The 17,550-nt window shown below is 64.5% G+C and carries 18 protein-coding genes; 3 read left to right on the top strand and 15 right to left on the bottom strand.

Annotated features, from left to right (window positions below):
• Position 1 precedes the first annotated feature (1 nt).
• The 3 genes from ACN6KF_RS18165 to ACN6KF_RS18175 all read right to left on the bottom strand — a co-directional run bounded on the left by ACN6KF_RS18165 (position 2) and on the right by ACN6KF_RS18175 (position 3,329).
• Positions 2 to 853, bottom strand: a complete 852-nt coding sequence (locus ACN6KF_RS18165; RefSeq protein WP_434959699.1) for a carbohydrate ABC transporter permease — start codon at positions 851 to 853, stop codon at positions 2 to 4.
• The gene (locus ACN6KF_RS18170) at positions 853 to 1,734 is read right to left on the bottom strand and encodes a carbohydrate ABC transporter permease (protein ID WP_434959700.1); all 882 of its coding nucleotides are present in this window, start codon (positions 1,732 to 1,734) and stop codon (positions 853 to 855) included. Before ACN6KF_RS18170 ends, ACN6KF_RS18165 begins: the two co-directional genes overlap by 1 nt.
• Before the next feature lie 350 nt (positions 1,735 to 2,084).
• On the bottom strand, positions 2,085 to 3,329 hold the full coding sequence (locus ACN6KF_RS18175) for an extracellular solute-binding protein (RefSeq protein ID WP_475422025.1): 1,245 nt from the start codon (positions 3,327 to 3,329) through the stop codon (positions 2,085 to 2,087).
• Positions 3,330 to 3,613: 284 nt separating this feature from the next.
• On the opposite strand from ACN6KF_RS18175, the gene ACN6KF_RS18180 reads away from it, so the two are divergent.
• Positions 3,614 to 4,828, top strand: coding sequence for an ROK family transcriptional regulator (locus tag ACN6KF_RS18180; protein WP_434958194.1), 1,215 nt, complete (start codon positions 3,614 to 3,616; stop codon positions 4,826 to 4,828).
• Positions 4,829 to 4,966: 138 nt separating this feature from the next.
• On the opposite strand, the gene recF is transcribed toward ACN6KF_RS18180, so the two are convergent.
• From recF to trpS, 6 genes are all read right to left on the bottom strand, one after another.
• Entirely contained in the window at positions 4,967 to 6,091 is a 1,125-nt protein-coding gene (gene recF / locus ACN6KF_RS18185) for a DNA replication/repair protein RecF (RefSeq protein WP_434958195.1), read from the bottom strand.
• Positions 6,092 to 6,315: 224 nt separating this feature from the next.
• A complete protein-coding gene (gene dnaN / locus ACN6KF_RS18190) occupies positions 6,316 to 7,434 on the bottom strand; it encodes a DNA polymerase III subunit beta (RefSeq protein WP_434958196.1) in 1,119 nt (372 codons plus the stop codon).
• A gap of 82 nt (positions 7,435 to 7,516) precedes the next feature.
• Entirely contained in the window at positions 7,517 to 7,648 is a 132-nt protein-coding gene (locus tag ACN6KF_RS18195) for a hypothetical protein (RefSeq protein ID WP_434958197.1), read from the bottom strand.
• Between the two features lie 11 nt (positions 7,649 to 7,659).
• Complete coding sequence (locus ACN6KF_RS18200) at positions 7,660 to 7,857, bottom strand: hypothetical protein (protein WP_434958198.1); 198 nt, start codon at positions 7,855 to 7,857, stop codon at positions 7,660 to 7,662.
• A 76-nt stretch (positions 7,858 to 7,933) separates the two neighbouring features.
• Complete coding sequence (locus ACN6KF_RS18205) at positions 7,934 to 8,554, bottom strand: glutathione S-transferase family protein (protein WP_434958199.1); 621 nt, start codon at positions 8,552 to 8,554, stop codon at positions 7,934 to 7,936.
• Positions 8,555 to 8,688: 134 nt separating this feature from the next.
• Positions 8,689 to 9,729 carry a tryptophan--tRNA ligase gene (gene trpS, locus ACN6KF_RS18210; protein ID WP_434958200.1) on the bottom strand — a complete coding sequence of 347 codons (1,041 nt, stop codon included), beginning with the start codon at positions 9,727 to 9,729 and terminating at the stop codon, positions 8,689 to 8,691.
• A 267-nt stretch (positions 9,730 to 9,996) separates the two neighbouring features.
• Between trpS and ACN6KF_RS18215 the strand changes: the two genes are divergently transcribed.
• A complete protein-coding gene (locus ACN6KF_RS18215; protein WP_434958201.1) occupies positions 9,997 to 11,697 on the top strand; it encodes a saccharopine dehydrogenase family protein in 1,701 nt (566 codons plus the stop codon).
• 31 nt (positions 11,698 to 11,728) lie between these two features.
• On the opposite strand, the gene ACN6KF_RS18220 is transcribed toward ACN6KF_RS18215, so the two are convergent.
• Complete coding sequence (locus tag ACN6KF_RS18220) at positions 11,729 to 12,007, bottom strand: hypothetical protein (RefSeq protein ID WP_434958202.1); 279 nt, start codon at positions 12,005 to 12,007, stop codon at positions 11,729 to 11,731.
• Positions 12,008 to 12,097: 90 nt separating this feature from the next.
• A complete protein-coding gene (locus tag ACN6KF_RS18225) occupies positions 12,098 to 12,829 on the bottom strand; it encodes a DUF1223 domain-containing protein (RefSeq protein WP_434958203.1) in 732 nt (243 codons plus the stop codon).
• Between the two features lie 358 nt (positions 12,830 to 13,187).
• Here ACN6KF_RS18225 and efp point away from each other — a divergent pair, with 358 nt between their 5' ends.
• The gene (efp, locus tag ACN6KF_RS18230) at positions 13,188 to 13,757 is read left to right on the top strand and encodes an elongation factor P (protein WP_434959701.1); all 570 of its coding nucleotides are present in this window, start codon (positions 13,188 to 13,190) and stop codon (positions 13,755 to 13,757) included.
• A 164-nt stretch (positions 13,758 to 13,921) separates the two neighbouring features.
• Here the strand turns inward: efp and pyrF are convergent, their stop codons facing one another.
• The 4 genes from pyrF to ACN6KF_RS18250 form a co-directional block, all read right to left on the bottom strand.
• Complete coding sequence (gene pyrF / locus ACN6KF_RS18235; protein ID WP_434958204.1) at positions 13,922 to 14,614, bottom strand: orotidine-5'-phosphate decarboxylase; 693 nt, start codon at positions 14,612 to 14,614, stop codon at positions 13,922 to 13,924.
• Between the two features lies 1 nt (position 14,615).
• Positions 14,616 to 15,233 (bottom strand): class I SAM-dependent methyltransferase, encoded by a 618-nt coding sequence (locus ACN6KF_RS18240; protein WP_434958205.1) that lies wholly within the window; start codon positions 15,231 to 15,233, stop codon positions 14,616 to 14,618.
• A gap of 186 nt (positions 15,234 to 15,419) precedes the next feature.
• A complete protein-coding gene (queG, locus tag ACN6KF_RS18245) occupies positions 15,420 to 16,589 on the bottom strand; it encodes a tRNA epoxyqueuosine(34) reductase QueG (RefSeq protein ID WP_434958206.1) in 1,170 nt (389 codons plus the stop codon).
• Positions 16,590 to 16,853: 264 nt separating this feature from the next.
• Positions 16,854 to 17,546: a glutathione S-transferase family protein gene (locus tag ACN6KF_RS18250; RefSeq protein WP_434958207.1), complete on the bottom strand. Its 693-nt coding sequence runs from the start codon at positions 17,544 to 17,546 to the stop codon at positions 16,854 to 16,856.
• Positions 17,547 to 17,550: the final 4 nt, after the last annotated feature.

Here is a 17,550-nt window from a genome sequence, read left to right on the forward strand (position 1 = left end):
ATCAACCCTTGACGCTGCCGGCAGTCAGGCCGGCAACCAGTGATTTTTGCAGGATGAAGGCGATCAGAACCGGTGGCAGCGCCGTCAGCAGGCCCGCGGCCGAGACCAGGCCGAAATCCGTGGCGCGGCCGGCGGCGAAGTCGGCGATGGTGACGGTGAGGGTCTTGGCATTCTGGTTGGAGGTGAAGAGCAGGGCGTAGAAGAATTCGTCCCAGGCCAGCAGGATGGCGAACAGGGCAGCGGTGGCGACGCCGGCCCGGGCATAGGGCAGCGTGACCCACCACAGGGTCTGCAGCGTCGAGGCGCCGTCGATCGCCGCAGCGCTTTCGAGTTCGCCGGGCACCGCATCGAAGGACGATTTGATGAACCAGGCGGTGAAGGGCGTCAGGATCGAGCAATAAACCAGGATGAGGCCGAACACATTGTTGAGCAGCCCCAGCATCGACAGCAGGAAATAGAGCGGCAGGATCAGCGCCACGGCCGGGGTCATATAGGTGGCGAGGATGCTGTAGAGCACCACCGACACGCCGCGATTGCGGTAGCGCGAAAAGGCCCAGCCCGCCGGCACCGCCACCAGCAGCGACAGCGCCGTCGCGCCCAGCGAGCTCAACAGGCTGTTGCGCAACGCCATCAGGAAGGCCTCGCCCGGGCTGTTGGTCTCGAAGGTGAGCAGGCGGGCATAACGGCTGAAGTCGACATGATGCGGGATGAGCGACAGCGGCTTGGCGGTGAGATCGGCCGGTAGCGAGATGCTCATCACGCCGAGCCAGAGCACCGGCGCGAGCGTCACCACCAGGAACAGGGCGACGCCGCAATAGAGGAAGAAAGTTGCGATGGGGCTGCGCTGCATGATCAGGCCTCCTGTCTGCGCATCAGCCGGACGTAGAAGCCGACGAAGACCATGCAGATCAGCACCACGATGAGGGCGTAGGAAGCACCCGACCCCACTCGCATGAAGCGGAAGGATTCCTCATAGACGAAGAAGCTCATGGTCTTGGTCGAACTCGCCGGACCGCCCCGTGTCATCACATAGAAGATGTCGAAGACTTTCAGTGCCTCGATCGAACGCAGCACCAGCGCCACCAGCAGCGGCGGCGCGATCACCGGCCAGGTAACGGCCTTGAAGCGCTGCCAGGCATTGGCGCCGTCGAGCGTGGCGGCGCCGTAGAGTTCCAAGGGTGCCGATTGCAGCGCGGCCAGCACGATCAGCGCCACCAGCGGATAGTTCTTCCAGACATCGGCCACGATCACCGCATTCATGGCACTGCCTTCGGTGCCGAGCCAGCTGCGATAGCTCTCCATCAGCCCGCTCTGGGTCAGCACTGCATTGAGCACGCCGAAATCGGGCTGGTAGATCAGCCGCCACATCAAAGCGTTGACGATGGTGGGCACCGCCCAGGGCAGTACCAGGAGCGCACGGCAGAAGGTGCGGCCGCGGAATTTCTCGTTGAGCAGCAAGGCCACGCCGATGCCGAGCAGGGCCTCGGCGCTGATCGAGACGACGGTGAAATAGATCGTCCGACCTGCCGCGGCGAGGAAATCGGAATCGGTAAAGGCAAAGGCGAAGTTTTCCAGCCCGATGAAATGCGCTGCCCCCGGCCCCGCCATCAGGCGGGTATCGGTGAAGGCCAGCCACAGAGTCATCAGGATGGGATAGCCGACCGCCGCGAACACGATGACCAGCATCGGACCGAGCAGAAGCCATGGTGAGGGCATGCCGACACGGCCGCTCATCATCAGGGAAATCCTTTAGGTCTGGGCAGCTTTTCGCACCCGACAGAAAGAGGTGTGGCCAGCCTCCCCCACGAAGCTGGGGGAGGCCGCCACATCTTCGTTTCGAAGATGTGGCTGTTCATTTCGCAGAAATGACGGATGGGATGTGGCGGGCAATAGGCTGAACGCAACAAGATTGCATCACCGTTCGGCCAGCCTTTCAAAGGTATCGCACTGCCCGCCACACCCCATCCGCCCCGACGACGTCGGGGCACCTTCCCCAGCTTCGTGGGGAAGGCTGGTCGCGCCCATTCTGCCGGACCTTCACCGGTGTACCAAATACCGACCGACATCAGCCCTGGGTAAAGGTCTCACCGAATGCGCGCGGCATCCTTGGCCGCTGCCGCCAGGGCATCGGCGGGCGAGGCCTTGCCGGCCAGCGCGTTCTGGATCTGCGCCTGCAGGATGGTGGAGAGTTCCTGGTAGGAAGCGACCGTCGGACGCAGGGTCATCAGGCCGATGGAAACATCGGCGGCCTTGACCAAGCCCTCCTGCCCCTTGGTGACGGCCGGATCGGTGTAGGACGCCTTCCAGATCGGCAGGCTGAGCTTGGCATACTGGTTCTGCACCGGCTTGGAGGTCAGATAGACGATGTATTTCCAGGCGAGATCCGGCTTGGAGGAACCGGCCGTGATGCCCAGCCCCATCGAGCCGTTCACGCCCGAGGCTTTGCTCTTGCCCTCGACGCCGGGAGCCGGCACCACCCCGACCTTGCCGACCACCTTGCTTTCGGCCGGGTCATTGGCCTTGGCATACATGTAGGTCCAGTTGAGCGCGAAGGCCGCATCACCAGCCGAGAACACCTTGCGGACGTCCTCTTCCAGATATTCCTTGGAATTGGGGTTGGAGAGGCCGTTCTTGAGGCTGTCGGCCATGTAGGTGACGGCATCGAGCGAGCCGCCCTTGTCGAAGACCGGCTTGTCTCCCTCGAAGAACTTGCCGCCATAGGCCGCCGTCAGGGTCACATAATCGCAGATGACCGCCTCGGCCTGCGACCAACTCCAGACGATGGGATATTGCACCAGGCCCTTGTCCTTGATGATCTTGGCATCCTTGGCCAGCTCATCCCAGGTTTTCGGCGGCTCGGCGATGCCGGCCTTCTGCAAGATCTCGGTGTTGTAGAACAGATATTTGGTGTCGAGGATCCACGGCATGCCATAGGTCTTGCCGTCATAATTCACGGTGGCCCAGGCCCCGTCGAATACCTTGGAGCGGTCGAGATCCTTCAGCCGGTCCGTGACGTCGACCAGGACACCGTTCTGCGCGAAGGCGGCCGGCCAGATCACGTCGTAGAGCACGACGTCATAGCCGGCGCCGCCAGCGGCCTTGGAGGCGACGATCTTGTCGTAAAGGGCCTCGTAGGGCACGAATTCGACATTGACGGTAACGCCGGGATTTTCTTTCTCGAAGGCGGCGGTCATCGCCTTGACGTCGGCGTCGCTATAGGCGGCCTGCGCCATGAACAGGGCATTGAGCGTTTCCGCAGCTGCCGGCGACAATCCCGCCAGGGCCGTCATTGCCAGCCCAGCCAGGACCGATTTGTGAATTCCAGACATTGCAATCATCTCCCGCTTGCAATTCGAACGGCGACCGGTGGCCGCCCTGCATGGTTCAGGGGCGCGGAGAGTTCTCGATGGCTCCCGGTCATTTTCTGCGACCCGGAAAAATTATTAACTCAATTTGTTTGAATGTAAACATGCTGCCATAGTTGCCGACGAAATCGGGAAAGCGTTTTGCGATTTGACGGAATCATCTAGAATCGCAAAGACGCGTCGAAACAAAGAGTTAGAGCAAATAAGCGTTCTCATCTGAGCGCGTTTTGCTCTAGGGGGTGGCTGAGATGGCAAGGCGCGAGGCGGACAAGGCGCCCCAACCGGGCCGAAGTGTTGCGGGGACCAATCTCGAATTCACCCGCTCCCATAACAGGCGCGTCGTGCTCGACACGGTGCGCAGGCTGGGGCCGGTGTCGCGGGCAGAGATCGCCCGGGAGACCGCCCTGACCAACCAGACGATCTCCAACATCGTCGAGGAACTGGAGCAGGCCGGCTTCCTCCTGCCCGGCGCACCCAAGCGCGAGGGACGGGGCCAGCCCTCCATCCCCTACACCATCAACCCTCAGGGCGCCTGGTCGCTCGGCTTCCATGTCGACCACAGCGCCATCATCGCGGCCCTGGTCGACCTCACCGGCAAGCCTGTCGCCATCCGCGAGATTCCCGCCCAGCGCCCCTCTCCCCGCAGCGCAGCGCCGGCCTTGCGGCAGCTTGCCGATGCGTTGATCGAGGAGGCCGGCGTTCCCGCCTCGCGCCTGCTCGGTGCGGGGGTCGCCCTGCCCGTGCGCTTCGGGGTCGGCGCCATCACCACGGCGGGCCCGACCACTTTGCCCGGATGGGACGATCCTGATGCCAGGCGGCATATCGCGGAGGCTCTCGAACAGCCGGTGCAGATCGAGAACGATGCCATGGCGGCAGCGATCGGCGAGCGGTTGCACGGCGTCGCCCGGGCAATCGACAGTTTCGTCTTCCTGTTCCTGGACGAAGGGCTCGGCGCCGGCGTCTTTCTCGGCGGCCAGCCCTGGCGCGGCGCCTCGCTCAATGCCGGCGAAATCGGCCATATGATCGTGATGCCGAACGGCAAGCCCTGTCCCTGCGGCAATCGCGGCTGCCTGGAGCGCTATCTCTCTCTGAGCGCCGCCCAGGAATTTCTGGCCGACCAGCCTGGCTCCCCTGTCCTCCCCGAGCTGGATGGCGCGATATCCGCTCCCGTGGAGCGCTGGGTTGAGGAGGCCGCGCCCTTTCTTGCCAGTGCCGTCAACATCCTGGAATCGACCCTGGATCCGGAAACCATCCTGCTCGGTGGGCTGGCACCGGCCAGCGTGCTGGCCAGCCTGATCGAGAAGGCCATGCCGCTGCCGATGTCGGTGGGCTCGCGCAGCGGCCGCAGCCTCCCCCGCCTGATGGCGGGCTCCGTAGGCCATCACACCGTGGTGCTGGGCGCAGCCTCGTTGCCGATCTTCGACGAGATCAATCCCCGCTTCGACGTGCTGCTGAAGCATTGACCGTCATTGCGTCGCCACGTTCGCAAAGGCGCTGACGTCAGGAACCACTCGGTGACAATCGCATCGAGAGGATTGTCATCCCCGGCACGGCCTAAGGCCGTGCCGGGGATGACAGAGCCCTTGTTTGCAGAAACTTCCTCACCCCTCGACCCGCCCCGGCGTGACCCGATAGACGGCAGCCCTGCCGGCAATTGCCTCGAAGGCGGAGGGATCGGCCCCGGTCAGCCAGACCTGGGCGCCGAAGCTCTCGAGCCGGTCATAGAGCGCCCCGCGCCTCATCGGGTCGAGATGGGCGGCGACTTCGTCGAGCAGGACGATCGGCGTCATGCCGGCGAGACGGGCAACCAGCCTGGCATGGGCCAGCACCAGGCCGAGCAGCAAGGCCTTCTGCTCCCCGGTGGAGGCACGCTCGGCGGCGATGCCCTTTGGGCCATGCACGACGAGGAGATCGGTCAGATGCGGCCCGTCGAGCGTACGCCCGGCCGCCCGGTCCCGGGAACGGCCTTCGCGCAGGATCTGGCGATAGCGCTCCTCAACGGCCAGGGCCGGTTCGTCCAGCACGGCATTCTCGATGGCACCGTCGAGGGCGATGCGGGCATGGGGGAAGGGAGAGGCGGGATCGATCTCCTCATCGATCAGGCCGGCGAGGCGTCGCACCGTGTCGGCCCGTGATGCCGCCACCGCGATGGCGAGATCGGCGACTTCATGCTCGGCGGCATCCAGCCAGCGCTGATCGGCACGAGGATCCTCTAGCAGGCGGTTGCGCGAGCGCAAGGCGCGTTCGAGCGCATTGACCCGGCTGCCATGGCCGGCATCGACAGCCAGCACCAGCCGGTCGAGGAAGCGCCGCCGCTCCCCGGCGGAACCGGAAAACAGGCCATCCATCGAGGGCGTCAGCCAGACCAGGCGCAGATGATCGGCAAAGCTCGTGGCCGAGGACACAGGCTGGCGGTCGACGCGATATTTGCGCGGGCCACTGTCGGGGCCTTCCAGTCCGGTGCCAAGATGGGTCGGCCCGAGCGCGCCCTCGACCTCGGTGGCGACGGCGAAGCTGCCGGGCCCGTCCTCGCTGGCCATGTCCTCGAGATCCGCCCGGCGCAAGCCCTTGCCCTGGGTGAACAGCGAGATGGCTTCGAGCACGTTGGTCTTGCCAGCGCCGTTCTGCCCCGTAAGGACCACCATGCCGGCATCCACGGCAAGATCGAGCCGCGGATAGGACCGGAAGGAGGTGAGGATCAGGCGGGTGATGCGGGGCGAGATCATTTTTGGGATCGCAGGCATCCTGCTCCCGGCGCTAATTTTGCAGGGACAAGCATGAAACAGGTGTGCCGATCTCCAGATCGGCATTGTTGGAACCGCTGTGCTCGCCAACATGTCAGATGCCGATCTGGAGATCGGCACACCGCATTTCGAGCGCTATCGCCTGCAAGGCCGACGTCACGAGTATCCGCCACCTTCCCCGCTGCGCGGAGAAGGCAAATCGCGGATTACACCCGCATCGGCATCAGAACGTAGAGGGCGGCGGCGCCTTCGCGGTCCTGCACCAGGGTCGGCGAACCCGGATCGGCGAATTTCAACAGGGCGGTATCGCCGTCGAGCTGCGCCGCGATATCGAGCAAATAGCGCGAGTTGAAGCCGATATCGAGCGGGGTGGCGTCGTAATCGACCTCGATCTCCTCGGTCGCCGTGCCGGAATCGGGGTTGGTGACGGTGAGGACGAGGCGCCTGTCGGCCAGCGACAGCTTCACGGCGCGGCCACGCTCGGAGGAGATGGTCGAGACGCGGTCGACGGCCGCGGTGAAGTCGGCGCGCTCGACGATCAGGGACTTGTCGTTGCCGACAGGAATGACGCGGGCATAATCGGGGAAGGTGCCGTCGATCAACTTGGAGGTCAGCACCACCGGGCCGATGGTGAAGCGGACCTTGGCCTGGGAAAGCTCGACAGAGACGATGGCCTCGGCGTCTTCCATCAGCTTCTGGATCTCGCCCACCGCCTTGCGCGGCAGGATCACGCCGGGCATGCCGTTGGAGCCTTCGGGCGCCGGCAGTTCGACGCGGGCGAGGCGATGGCCGTCCGTCGCCACGGCGCGGATGCGGGTCTCGCCCTCGACTTCGAGCGTGTGCAGATAGATGCCGTTGAGATAATAGCGCGTCTCCTCGGTGGAAATCGCGAACTGGGTCTTCTCGATCAGCTTGCGCAGATCGGCGGCCTTGAGCTGGAAATTATGCGGAAACTCGCCCGCCGCCAGGTCCGGGAAATCCGAAGGCGGCAGCGTCTGCAGGGTGAAGCGCGAGCGGCCGGAGCGCACGATCAGCTGGGTCGCCTCGCCGCCGCCTTCCAGCGAGACCTGGGCCCCGTCGGGGAGCTTGCGGACGATATCGTAGAGGGTATGCGCCGGTACCGTGGTCGCACCATCCATGGTGACATCGGCAGGAGAGGACTCCACCACCTCCAGATCGAGGTCGGTCGCTTTCAAGAGCAGGCTGGCGCCCTGGGCCTCGATCAGCACGTTGGACAGGATCGGAATGGTGTTGCGCCGCTCGACGACGCGGTGGACGTGGCCCAGCGATTTGAGAAGGGCAGTCCGTTCGAGCGTAACCTTCATGGAGTGCGTCCTGGCATAGCGACCCGCAAGCGGACCGAGCTGCCGCAAACGGTGGAAAAAGGGCGAAGACCATGCAATTTGCTCAGGCGAAAGGCAAGCCATCCCGCAGCTTTTTCAGGGTTTTCCCGAACATGTCGGCTGCGCCCCCGATCGGGATGCCCCACGCCGGGCAACCCATGTTCGACAAGTATCCGTCCCGCACGTTCTCGAGCATGAGGCTGCTCGTCACAGGCTCGGTACCGGCTCCAGCAGCACCACGATGCGTTGGACGATGGCGAGGACCGCGATGACGATGATGAGGATGCGCGCGATCTGCTTGAAGCGCCCTTCCATGGGCAGGCGGTCGACTAGGTACAGCAATAGCCAGCAGACGAGGCCGATGACGAAGACGCCGATCAGCAGCGAGATCACTTGAGACAACATGGACACATTCCCCGAGCGACCATGACAATCATGGTCGGCTCGGTAACGCGAATGTCGGCCGGGGAGTTCCCGTTCGTCAGGTCATCGGGATCATCACCGCCTTGCGATAGGCCGGGCGTTCGGTCAGGCGCTCATACCAGGCGGCAAGATGGGGCAGATCAGGCCGCTCGATCGCCATGTTGAACCAGCCATAGGCGCTGCAGCCGAGCGGGATGTCGCCGATGCCGAACTTCTCGCCGGACAGAAAAGGCTGGCTGGCCAAGGCCTTGTCGGCGATGGCCAGAAGGCGGCTGCAGCTGTCGAGGCCCCGGGAGAGCTCGGTCTCGACCCGGTCCTGGGCGGTACGACGCACGACGTTCCAGAACACGTCGCGGAAGGGAGCGGCGATGGTGGAGGTCGTCCAGTCCATCCAGCGCTCTGCGGAAGCCTTCGCCTGGCGCGTTGCCGGCACCAGCCGGCGCTCGGCATCGCCCTCGGCCAGATAACGCACGATGGCATTGGATTCCCACAGCACGAAGCCGTCATCCTCGATGCAGGGCACCAGCCCGTTGGGATTGAGCGCGCGATAGGCGGGATCGTTGACCACGCCGAAAGCGCCGCCCGCATCGATGCGCTCATAAGCGAGCCCGAGTTCCTCGGCGCACCAGAGCACCTTCTTCACATTGGAGGAATTGGCGCGGCCCCAGATCTTCAGCATATCGGTCCCTTCCCACAACCCGTCGGAGTTCGTCCGCAATAAACGGATCGAATTGACTTGGCCTTTGTCATTGCCAGGCATGACGAAGGCGGCGTTTCAGCTACTTTCCGGACAATGCCTGACTTCACTCGGCCTCACTTCGCCCGGATGAAGCCGACGATGTCCTTCACCGAGGCCATGATCGGGGCGGCGATCGCGCGCGCCCGCTCCGAGCCTTCGGCCAGCACCGCGTCGATATGGCCGGGATCGGCCATCAGGCGCTTCATCTCGGCGGTGATCGGCGAGATTTTCGCGACGGTGAGATCGGCGAGCGCCGTCTTGAAGGTCGAGAACTGGCCACCGCCGAACTCGGAGAGAACCTCCGCGACCGTGCGTCCCGACAGGGCAGCGAAGATCGAGACGAGATTGTCGGCCTCGGGACGTCCCTTCAGCCCCTCCTCCTCACCAGGCAGCGGCTCGGGATCGGTGCGCGCCTTGCGGATCTTGGCGGCGATGGTCTCGGCATCGTCGGTCATGTTGATGCGCGACAAATCGGAGGGATCCGATTTCGACATCTTCTTGGAACCGTCGCGCAGGCTCATCACGCGGGTTGCAGCGCCCTGGATCAGGGGCTCGGGCAGCGGGAAGAAGCCATCATTGAAGCCATTGGCCGCGATGGAGTCGCCGAAATCATTGTTGAATTTCGCGGCGATGTCGCGGGCGAGCTCCAGATGCTGCTTCTGGTCCTCGCCGACGGGCACGTGGGTGGCGCGGTAGACCAGGATGTCGGCGGCCATCAGAGTGGGATAGGCGAACAGGCCCACCGAGGCCGCCTCCTTGTCCTTGCCGGCCTTTTCCTTGAACTGGGTCATGCGGTTGAGCCAGCCCATGCGGGCCACGCAGTTGAACACCCAGGCGAGTTCGGCGTGCTCGGCCACCTGGCTCTGGTTGAAGACGATGTGGGCCTTCGGGTCGATGCCCGCGGCCAGGAAGGCGGCGGTGACCTCGCGGATAGCGCTGCTCAGGGTCTTGGGATCCTGCCAGAGCGTGATGGCGTGCTGATCCACCACGCAATAGATGCATTGATGACTCTTCTGCATCTCGACGAAGCGCTGGATCGCGCCGAGATAATTGCCCAGATGCAGATTGCCGGTCGGTTGAACGCCCGAAAAAACGCGCTCCACGAACTTCGTCATGGCGAGAGGATTCCATTATTGTCCAAGCAGCTTGTTCTTGATCGAGCCACGGGCGCGATCAAGAACAAGCTGCAAGATATCGAACACATGCACGATTTTCCGGAGAAGCCCGCCCGCGGGTCTCGCCGGAAAATCGTGCTTAGGCTAGCGCTTATGGCGGGCGCGGGCGCAAGACGCAAGTCTAGCCACCAGGTCCGGCACCGGTGCAAGGCTTCACCTTGCCGGTTCCGGCTGCTCCCTGTACGCATGCGAGGCTGGAGCCGCACCGTGAATGCATCCCCACCCTCCCTGCGCGTCCTGATCGTCGGCGGCTACGGCATCTTCGGTGGACGGCTGGCGGAATTGCTGGCGGACGAGCCCCGCCTCACCCTCATCATTGCCGGGCGTTCGCTCGCCAAGGCGGAATTCTTCTGCGCCAGCCGCCCGGTACGGGCTCGCCTCTCACCGGCGCAGTTCGATCGCGAGCAGCCCCTCGAGCCGCAATTGCAGGCCCTGAAGCCCGACATCGTCGTCGATGCCAGCGGCCCCTTCCAGGGTTACGGCAAGGAGCCCTATCGCCTGATCGAAGCCACCATCGCCTGCGGGGCCGATTATTTCGACTTCTCGGACGGGGCCGCCTTCGTGCGCGGCGTCACCAGCCTCGATGCAGCGGCCCGGCAGCGCGGCGTCACAATCCTCTCGGGCGTAAGCAGCTTTCCCGTGCTCACCGCCGCGGTCGTCAGGCATCTCGCCGGCGCCTTCTCGCGCATCGAGACCATCCGCGCCGGCATCGCCCCCTCGCCTCATGCCATCGTCGGCGAAAATGTGCTCAAGGCGATCGCGAGCTATGCCGGCCAGGCCGTGCCGGCGCGGCGGCGCGGGCAGACCCTGCTCGTGCATCCTCTCACCGAAACCTGCCGTTTCACCATCGCTCCGCCGGGACGGATGCCCCTCTCCAATACGCTGTTCTCGCTGGTGGAGGTGCCCGATCTCCTGCTGCTCGCCGACCTGTGGCCGAGTGTGCGTTCGGTCTGGGTGGGGGCCGGGCCGCGCCCCGAGATCCTGCATCGTTGCCTGATCGGACTGAGCCTGCTGGTGCGGGGGAAAATACTGCCGTCGCTCAGGCCGCTGGCCGGGCTTTTCCTCTGGGCAAACCACATTCTGCGCTGGGGTCCCCATCGCGGCGGCATGTTCGTCGAGGTCGTGGGATCAGGCCACCGTGGCGAGCCTTTGACGCGAAGCTGGCACCTGACGGCCGAAGGCGATGACGGGCCCTATATTCCGGCGATGGCGATCGAGGCCCTCATCCGCCGGCGCCTCGATGGCATCAGGCCGGAGCCGGGGGCCCGCCCGGCAACCGGAGCACTCGCCTTGGCCGATTATGATCGGATCTTTGCCGGCCGGGCCTTCGCGCATGGCACGCGCGACGTCACGGCCGAGGCCAGCCTGCCGCTCTATCCGCGCGTCCTGGGCTCTGCCTATCGCGACCTGCCGCCGGCCATCCAGGCCCTGCATCGGCACCAAGCGAGCCACAGCGTCAGCGGTCGCGCCAGCGTGGAGCGCGGCAAGGGGCTGCTGTCACGGCTGGTCGGCGCCCTCGTCGGCTTTCCCGAAGCCGGCGCGGACGTGCCGGTGCGCGTGTCCTTCGAGATCGGGCGCAACCAGGAAATCTGGCGGCGCGAATTTGCCGGACGCCGCTTCCGCTCCGTGCAAACCGCCGGCCGTGGCCGCAGTGCCGGCCTCATCGACGAGCGTTTCGGGCCTTTCAGCTTCGGCCTGGCTCTCCTCGCCGAGGACGGCACGCTCAAGCTCGCGGTGCGCAACTGGCGTTTCCTCGGCTTGCCGCTGCCACGTTTCCTCGCTCCCTATGGCAACAGCTTCGAGAGCGCCGAGGATGGGCGCTTCAACTTTCATGTCGAGATCGCCCACCCCCTGCTCGGACTGATCGTGCGCTACAAGGGCTGGCTGGTGGAGGATGCCCCGCGCTGAGCACGGGCCCGGAACTTCGTTCGCGTGTCGGTCACATCGCCTTCATGGCCTTGCCATGCTTCTTCATCTTCTTGGCCATGTGCTTCTTGGCCATGTGCTTCTTGGTCATCTTCTTCATCGGCTTCTTCATGGTGTCGGCCTTCATGGCATCGCCTTGCATCGGTTTCATCGTCTGCGATTCCATCGGGGCAGGCTTCTGCATGGTGTCGGTATTCGGCGTGGCGTCCTGGGCCTGCGACAGCGAGGAAACAGCGAAAGCAAGCCCCAGTCCCAGCAGGCCCGTCGAGACGATCTTGGCGATACGATCCATTGTTCATTTCCTTTCAGTGGTTGCGCATCTGCGCGGGGAAAGCCGGACCAGCCGTCCAGCAGGCGGGAGTTGGAGAGGGAGTACGCGCCCTCAATCAGTCGTTGCCGCGGCGATGGCACCGCCTTGGGGCGCCTGCAGCAGGATGGCTGTCCGCATGCCGGGCGGCGGCGCTGGGATCGGCAGGCTGAGAGCCTCGCCTTTCCAATGTCCGAGGCGGATCAGATCGTGCACGACATTCTTATGGGGCAGGGTGCGGCCGGAATTCTCGCCCGCGTGCACCGGCACCTGGACCTGGCTGGGATCGTAGCGCACCAGCCAGACGTCGAGGCCGGCAGCCGGAGAAGCATGGCTGCCGATGGCGGCGCGGCCGGCAGAAAGAGCAAGGCTCGGTCCGGCATCCGGCCGGGCCGCCGCGGCGGCCGTGATCACCGCCTCGACCTCGGCGAGGTCGTTGCCGACCAGGGACGTCCTGCCATTCACCACCATCTGCGGCGTGAAGGGGCCGCTCTGCCCAAGGGGCTTCTCATAGGCGACCTGGCGCTGCGTGTAGTCCGGACGCGCGAAAATATCCTTCCAACCCAGCCGGTCCCAATAGGTGACGCCGAAACTCAGGGCCAGCACGCCGGACCGCCGGCTGATCGTGGCCAGATTGGCGTTGGCCGGCGGGCATGAGGAACAACCCTGACTGGTGAAGAGCTCCACCACGGTAAGCTGCCCCGCCCAGGCCGACGCCGTGCCGCCGACCAGCGGCATGGTCAGGCCCAATCCCAATAGAGCGAGCCGCGTCAGGCTGGAACACGGCCTCTTCGTCGATCGCCGCATGAATGGCCTCGTCAGTATTCGGCCCGAACAAAGGCCCCGTCCCTGTGCTATTCGTCGGCAGACCGTCGCTTGTTACACACTCACGGCCTCGTGATGACAGGGCAGCGTCATCGCGAAAGTCGTGGGAAAACGCGTCGTGAGGCGGGAATTCGGCCTTCTTTCGCCGATTTACGGCGCTTCGCGCTTTCGTTCGGCGGCAGGGCGGTGTAAGAGGCGCCCACATCTGTTCCTAGAGCAAAGCGCGTTTTGGTGAAAACGCGCTTTGCTCTAGCTCTTTGGTTCGACGCGTCTTTGCGATTGGGAGCGTTTCCCTCACATCACAAAACGCTTTAGTTCACTTGAAAAGTTTCAGGACATTATCGTGAAGGTCATCGCCAGCCAGATCCGCAAGGGCAACGTCGTCGAGATCGACAACCAGCTATTCGTCGTGCTCAAGGCTGAGAGCTTCTTCCCGGGCAAGGGCACGCCCACCACGCAGATCGACATGCGCCGCCTGTCGGACGGTGTGAAGACCGTGCAGCGCTACCGCACCACCGAGCAGGTGGAGCGCGCCTTCATCGAGACCAAGTCGCACACCTATCTTTATGAAGACGCGCATGGCTATGCCTTCATGAACATGGACAGCTACGAGCAGGTCGCCGTGCCTAACGATGTCATCGGCGACCAGTCCGTCTATCTGGCCGAGAACATGGAATGCCAGATCAGCCTCTACAACGGCGTGGCGGTGGCGATCGAACTGCCGGCCCGCGTCGTGCTGGAAGTGACGGAGACCGAGCCGGTGACCAAGGGCCAGACGGCTTCCTCCTCCTACAAGCCCGCCACCCTCTCCAACGGTGTGCGCACCACCGTGCCGCCCCACATCAGCGCCGGCACCCGCGTGGTGATCATGACGGAAGACGGCTCCTACGTCGAACGCGCCAAGGATTGATCCGGGAGCGCGGACTTCTCAGCGACATGCCGCGAGGTCCGCTCCTGCAGCACAGACCACAAAAAGGGCGCGGGCTTGTCGGCCGCGCCCTTTTTCAATGTGGCTTGTTTCCAAAGAGCGGACATCGCGACATGTCTCCATGTCCCTGGGAAGTCCGTGCTCCGCTATAGCGCTGCCGCGATCTCCGCCTGGATCGCCTCGGCTGCCGCCTTCGGATCGGGAGCCGCCACGATGGGGCGGGCCACCACCAAATGGTCGGCCCCGGCGCGGATGGCGTCGCCGGGCGTCATCACCCGCTTCTGATCGCCGCTGTCGCTGCCGGCGGGCCGCACGCCCGGGGTCACCAGCAGCATGCCATCTCCCACCCGGTTGCGGGTCGAAGCGACCTCTTCCGGCGACATCACCAGGCCGGGCACACCGAGCGCCATGGCCTGGGCGACACGCTGGGCCACGAGTTCCCCCACGCCCTTGCCATAACCGGCTTCGGCCAAATCGGCATCGTCATAGGAGGTCAATACGGTGACCGCGAGGATCTTCAGATCCGAACCGCGGGCGCCTTCGACCGCCGCTCGCATCGTCTGGGGAAAGGCGTGCGCGGTGAGGAAGGTCATGCCCATGCCGGCAATGGCCTCGACCCCCTTGGTCACGGTGTTGCCGATGTCGTGCAGCTTCATGTCGAGGAAGATCTTCTTGCCCGAGCGGGCCAGATCCTGGGCGAAGGGCAGACCGCCATTGAAGATGAGCTGATAGCCAATCTTGTAGAAGGTCACGCTGTCGCCGAGCTGGGTTACCAGGGCCTCGGCCTTGGCAACGCTATCGACATCCAGGCCACAGATCAGGCGGTCTCTCGTATCCAAATCAGTTCCTCAGAAGTTGGCGGTAGGTCCAGACGCGGGCGGGCGGCACGTTGCGCCAGATCCGGGGCGACGCATGCCAGGTGAAGAAGGCGTTCTTGGTCGGCATCGGCGAAGTCAGCGAATAGGTGAACTGGATGAAGGCGGCGTCGGGCTGCATCAGGGTGAAGGCCTGGGCCAGGAGGTCGAGCCGCTGCCGCTCGGGCTTGGTCAGCAGCGGCAGACCGCAGACCACGGCGGCGGCCTTGCCGGAAAGCTTGCCGTCCAGCGTATTGGCCAGGGCATAGGCATCGCCCTGCACCACCGTCGCCTTCGGAAAACGCTGCGACAGGAGATCGCAAAATTGCGGGCTGTATTCGACCAGCACCAGGCGATCCTCGGCGATGCCTCGCTCGACCAGGGCCTGGGTAATCGGACCGGTGCCGGGCCCGATTTCCACCACCGGCCCTTCGGAGGCAAGATCGACGCAGTTCGCCATCGCTTTGGACAGAAAAGGGCTGGAAGGGGTGATCGACCCCATCTGCAGGGGCTTTTCGGTCCAGCTGCGGAAGAACTGCGCGGCTTCACCGAAACGTCTGGATGGCTTGCAATTGTCACGTCGCGCGCCGCCCTTATGGACCATCGGCCTGCTCCTTGCTTGCCCCGTTCGCATCGCTATTGGCGAACGCCGCCGCCGTCAAGCGGTCCCTGCGTCCGATCCTCAATATGACCATCACGATAAGGCCTCTTGCTGCACCGGCGCCGCCTAGAGCAAAGGCGTTTAGACGGAAACGCTATTTTGCTCTAACTCATTGGTTCCAAGCCAATCCTACGGATTGGCTGGAGCGTCTTTGCGATTCTTGGCGATTCCGCCAAATCGCAAAACGCTCTGGCCGGCGGCCTGCCATTCCGCCCTCACATCAGCATCGGTTTCGTATTCCCGCCGCCAGGACTGGGCTGCCAGGCGGGCCGACGAGAGCCGGGCGAGCGCCCAGACCGCCATGGCGCGCACCAGCGACGATTCATCACCCAGGAGCCCCTCGGCCGTATCCACAAGGCCGGCATCGCCGGAATTGCCGATGGCGATCAGCACATTGCGGATGAAACGATCACGCCCGATGCGCTTGACCGGGTTCTTGGCAAAGAGTGCCCGGAATGAGGGATCGTCCAGGCGGGCGAGTTCGGCCAATCTGGGCGTTCGCAGGTCCTCGCGCGCCTTGAGCTTGTGCTCGCGCGCCGCCACCGCGAACTTGTTCCAGGGGCAAGCGGCCAGGCAATCGTCGCAGCCATAGATGCGGTTGCCGATCGCCACACGGAACTCGGCGGGGATCGGTCCCTTGTTCTCGATGGTGAGATAGGAGATGCAGCGCCGGGCATCGAGCCGATAAGGCGCGGGAAAAGCGGCGGTGGGACAGGCATCGAGGCAGGCGCGGCAGGAGCCGCAATGATCCCGCTCCGGTGCATCGGCCTCGATCTCGGTGGCGCTGAAGATCGAGCCGAGAAAGAGCCAGGAGCCGAAATCCCGGCTGACCAGATTGGTGTGCTTGCCCTGCCAGCCCAGGCCCGCCGCCGCGGCCAGGGGCTTTTCCATCACCGGCGCGGTGTCGACGAAGACCTTGAGCGGCGCCCCGGTTGTCTCGCCCCACCAGCGCCCAAGGCTTTTCAGCCGTTTCTTGATGACGTCGTGATAGTCGTCGCCCTGGGCATAGACCGAAATCAGCCCGCCAGAGCGATCCGCCAACCCCGCCATCGGGTCCCCGTCCGGGCCATAATTGACCCCCAGCATGATGATGCTGCGCACGTCCGGCCAGAGCGTGGAAGGCGCGCCGCGCTGATCGGCGCGCTCGTGCATCCAGCCCATCTCGCCATGGAACCCCTCCTCCAGGAAGCGGCGCAGGCGTGCGGGCGCCTGGGGAATGGCGTCGGGCGTGGTGACGCGGACGACATCGAAGCCTTCCGCTTCGGCGCGCTGGAGGAGTTCTGCCTTGAGGGCGGTCATGATGACCTCCTCGCGCGAGGCCGCCGGCGCCCGGGTTGTTGCCCCTCCGCAAAGTTCGAAAGCACCGATACTGTCATCCCCGGCACGGCCGCAGGCCGTGGGAAGGGGATCCAGGAGCTACGGGCAGCGCATTTACACCTGGATCCCCTTCCCCTCCCAGTCACAAGCAAAGCTTGTGACATGCTCGGCCGGGGATGACAGTGCACACCATGCCAAGCAGACACCCGGCAGAAAGCGAGCGGTCCCAGGTCAAAAAACACCAAGCTAGAAATCGAGATCCGCATAGGTTGCCGAGGGCGGCGTTCCCCGCAGCGTCTCGGCCAGCAGCGGCCGGAAGGACGGACGCGACTTGAGGCGCGCATACCACTCCTTGGCGGCCTGGTCCTCGTCCCAGGGCACGTCGCCGAGATAGTCGACGATCGACAGATGGGCGGCCGCCACGAAATCGGCGTAGGAAAGCCTGTCCCCCGCCAGCCAGTTCCGACGCCGCACCAGATACCCGACATAGCGCAGATGATAGCGCACATTCGATTTGGCCGCACGGATCGCCGCCGTATCCGGCGAGGAGCCGCCCTCGCCGATCGGCAGGAAGCGCTTGAGGATCTTCTCCGTGATCAGATATTCGGTGACCTCGGCATAGAATTTGATGCTGAACCACTCGATCAGACGGCGGGTTTCCACCCGCGCCCTGGTATCGCGCGGCAGCAGGCGCTGCTCGCCGAGGGCATCGCCATAGGCCTCGTCGAGATATTCGCAGATCGGCGTCGCCCCCGGCACGATCAGGCCGGTGGCGTCGATCATCACCGGCAGCACGCCGGCCGGATTCATGTGCAGGAAGGCTTCTCGTCTCTCCCAGGGCTTTTCCTCGACCAGATCGGTCGCCACGTCCATTTCGCTGAGCACGAGACGAATAAAGCGCGATTGCGGGTCGACAGGATGATGAAAAAGCTTGGCCATTGAA

The organism is Labrys methylaminiphilus subsp. lupini (genome assembly GCF_051161885.1).
GTDB lineage: Bacteria > Pseudomonadota > Alphaproteobacteria > Rhizobiales > Labraceae > Labrys.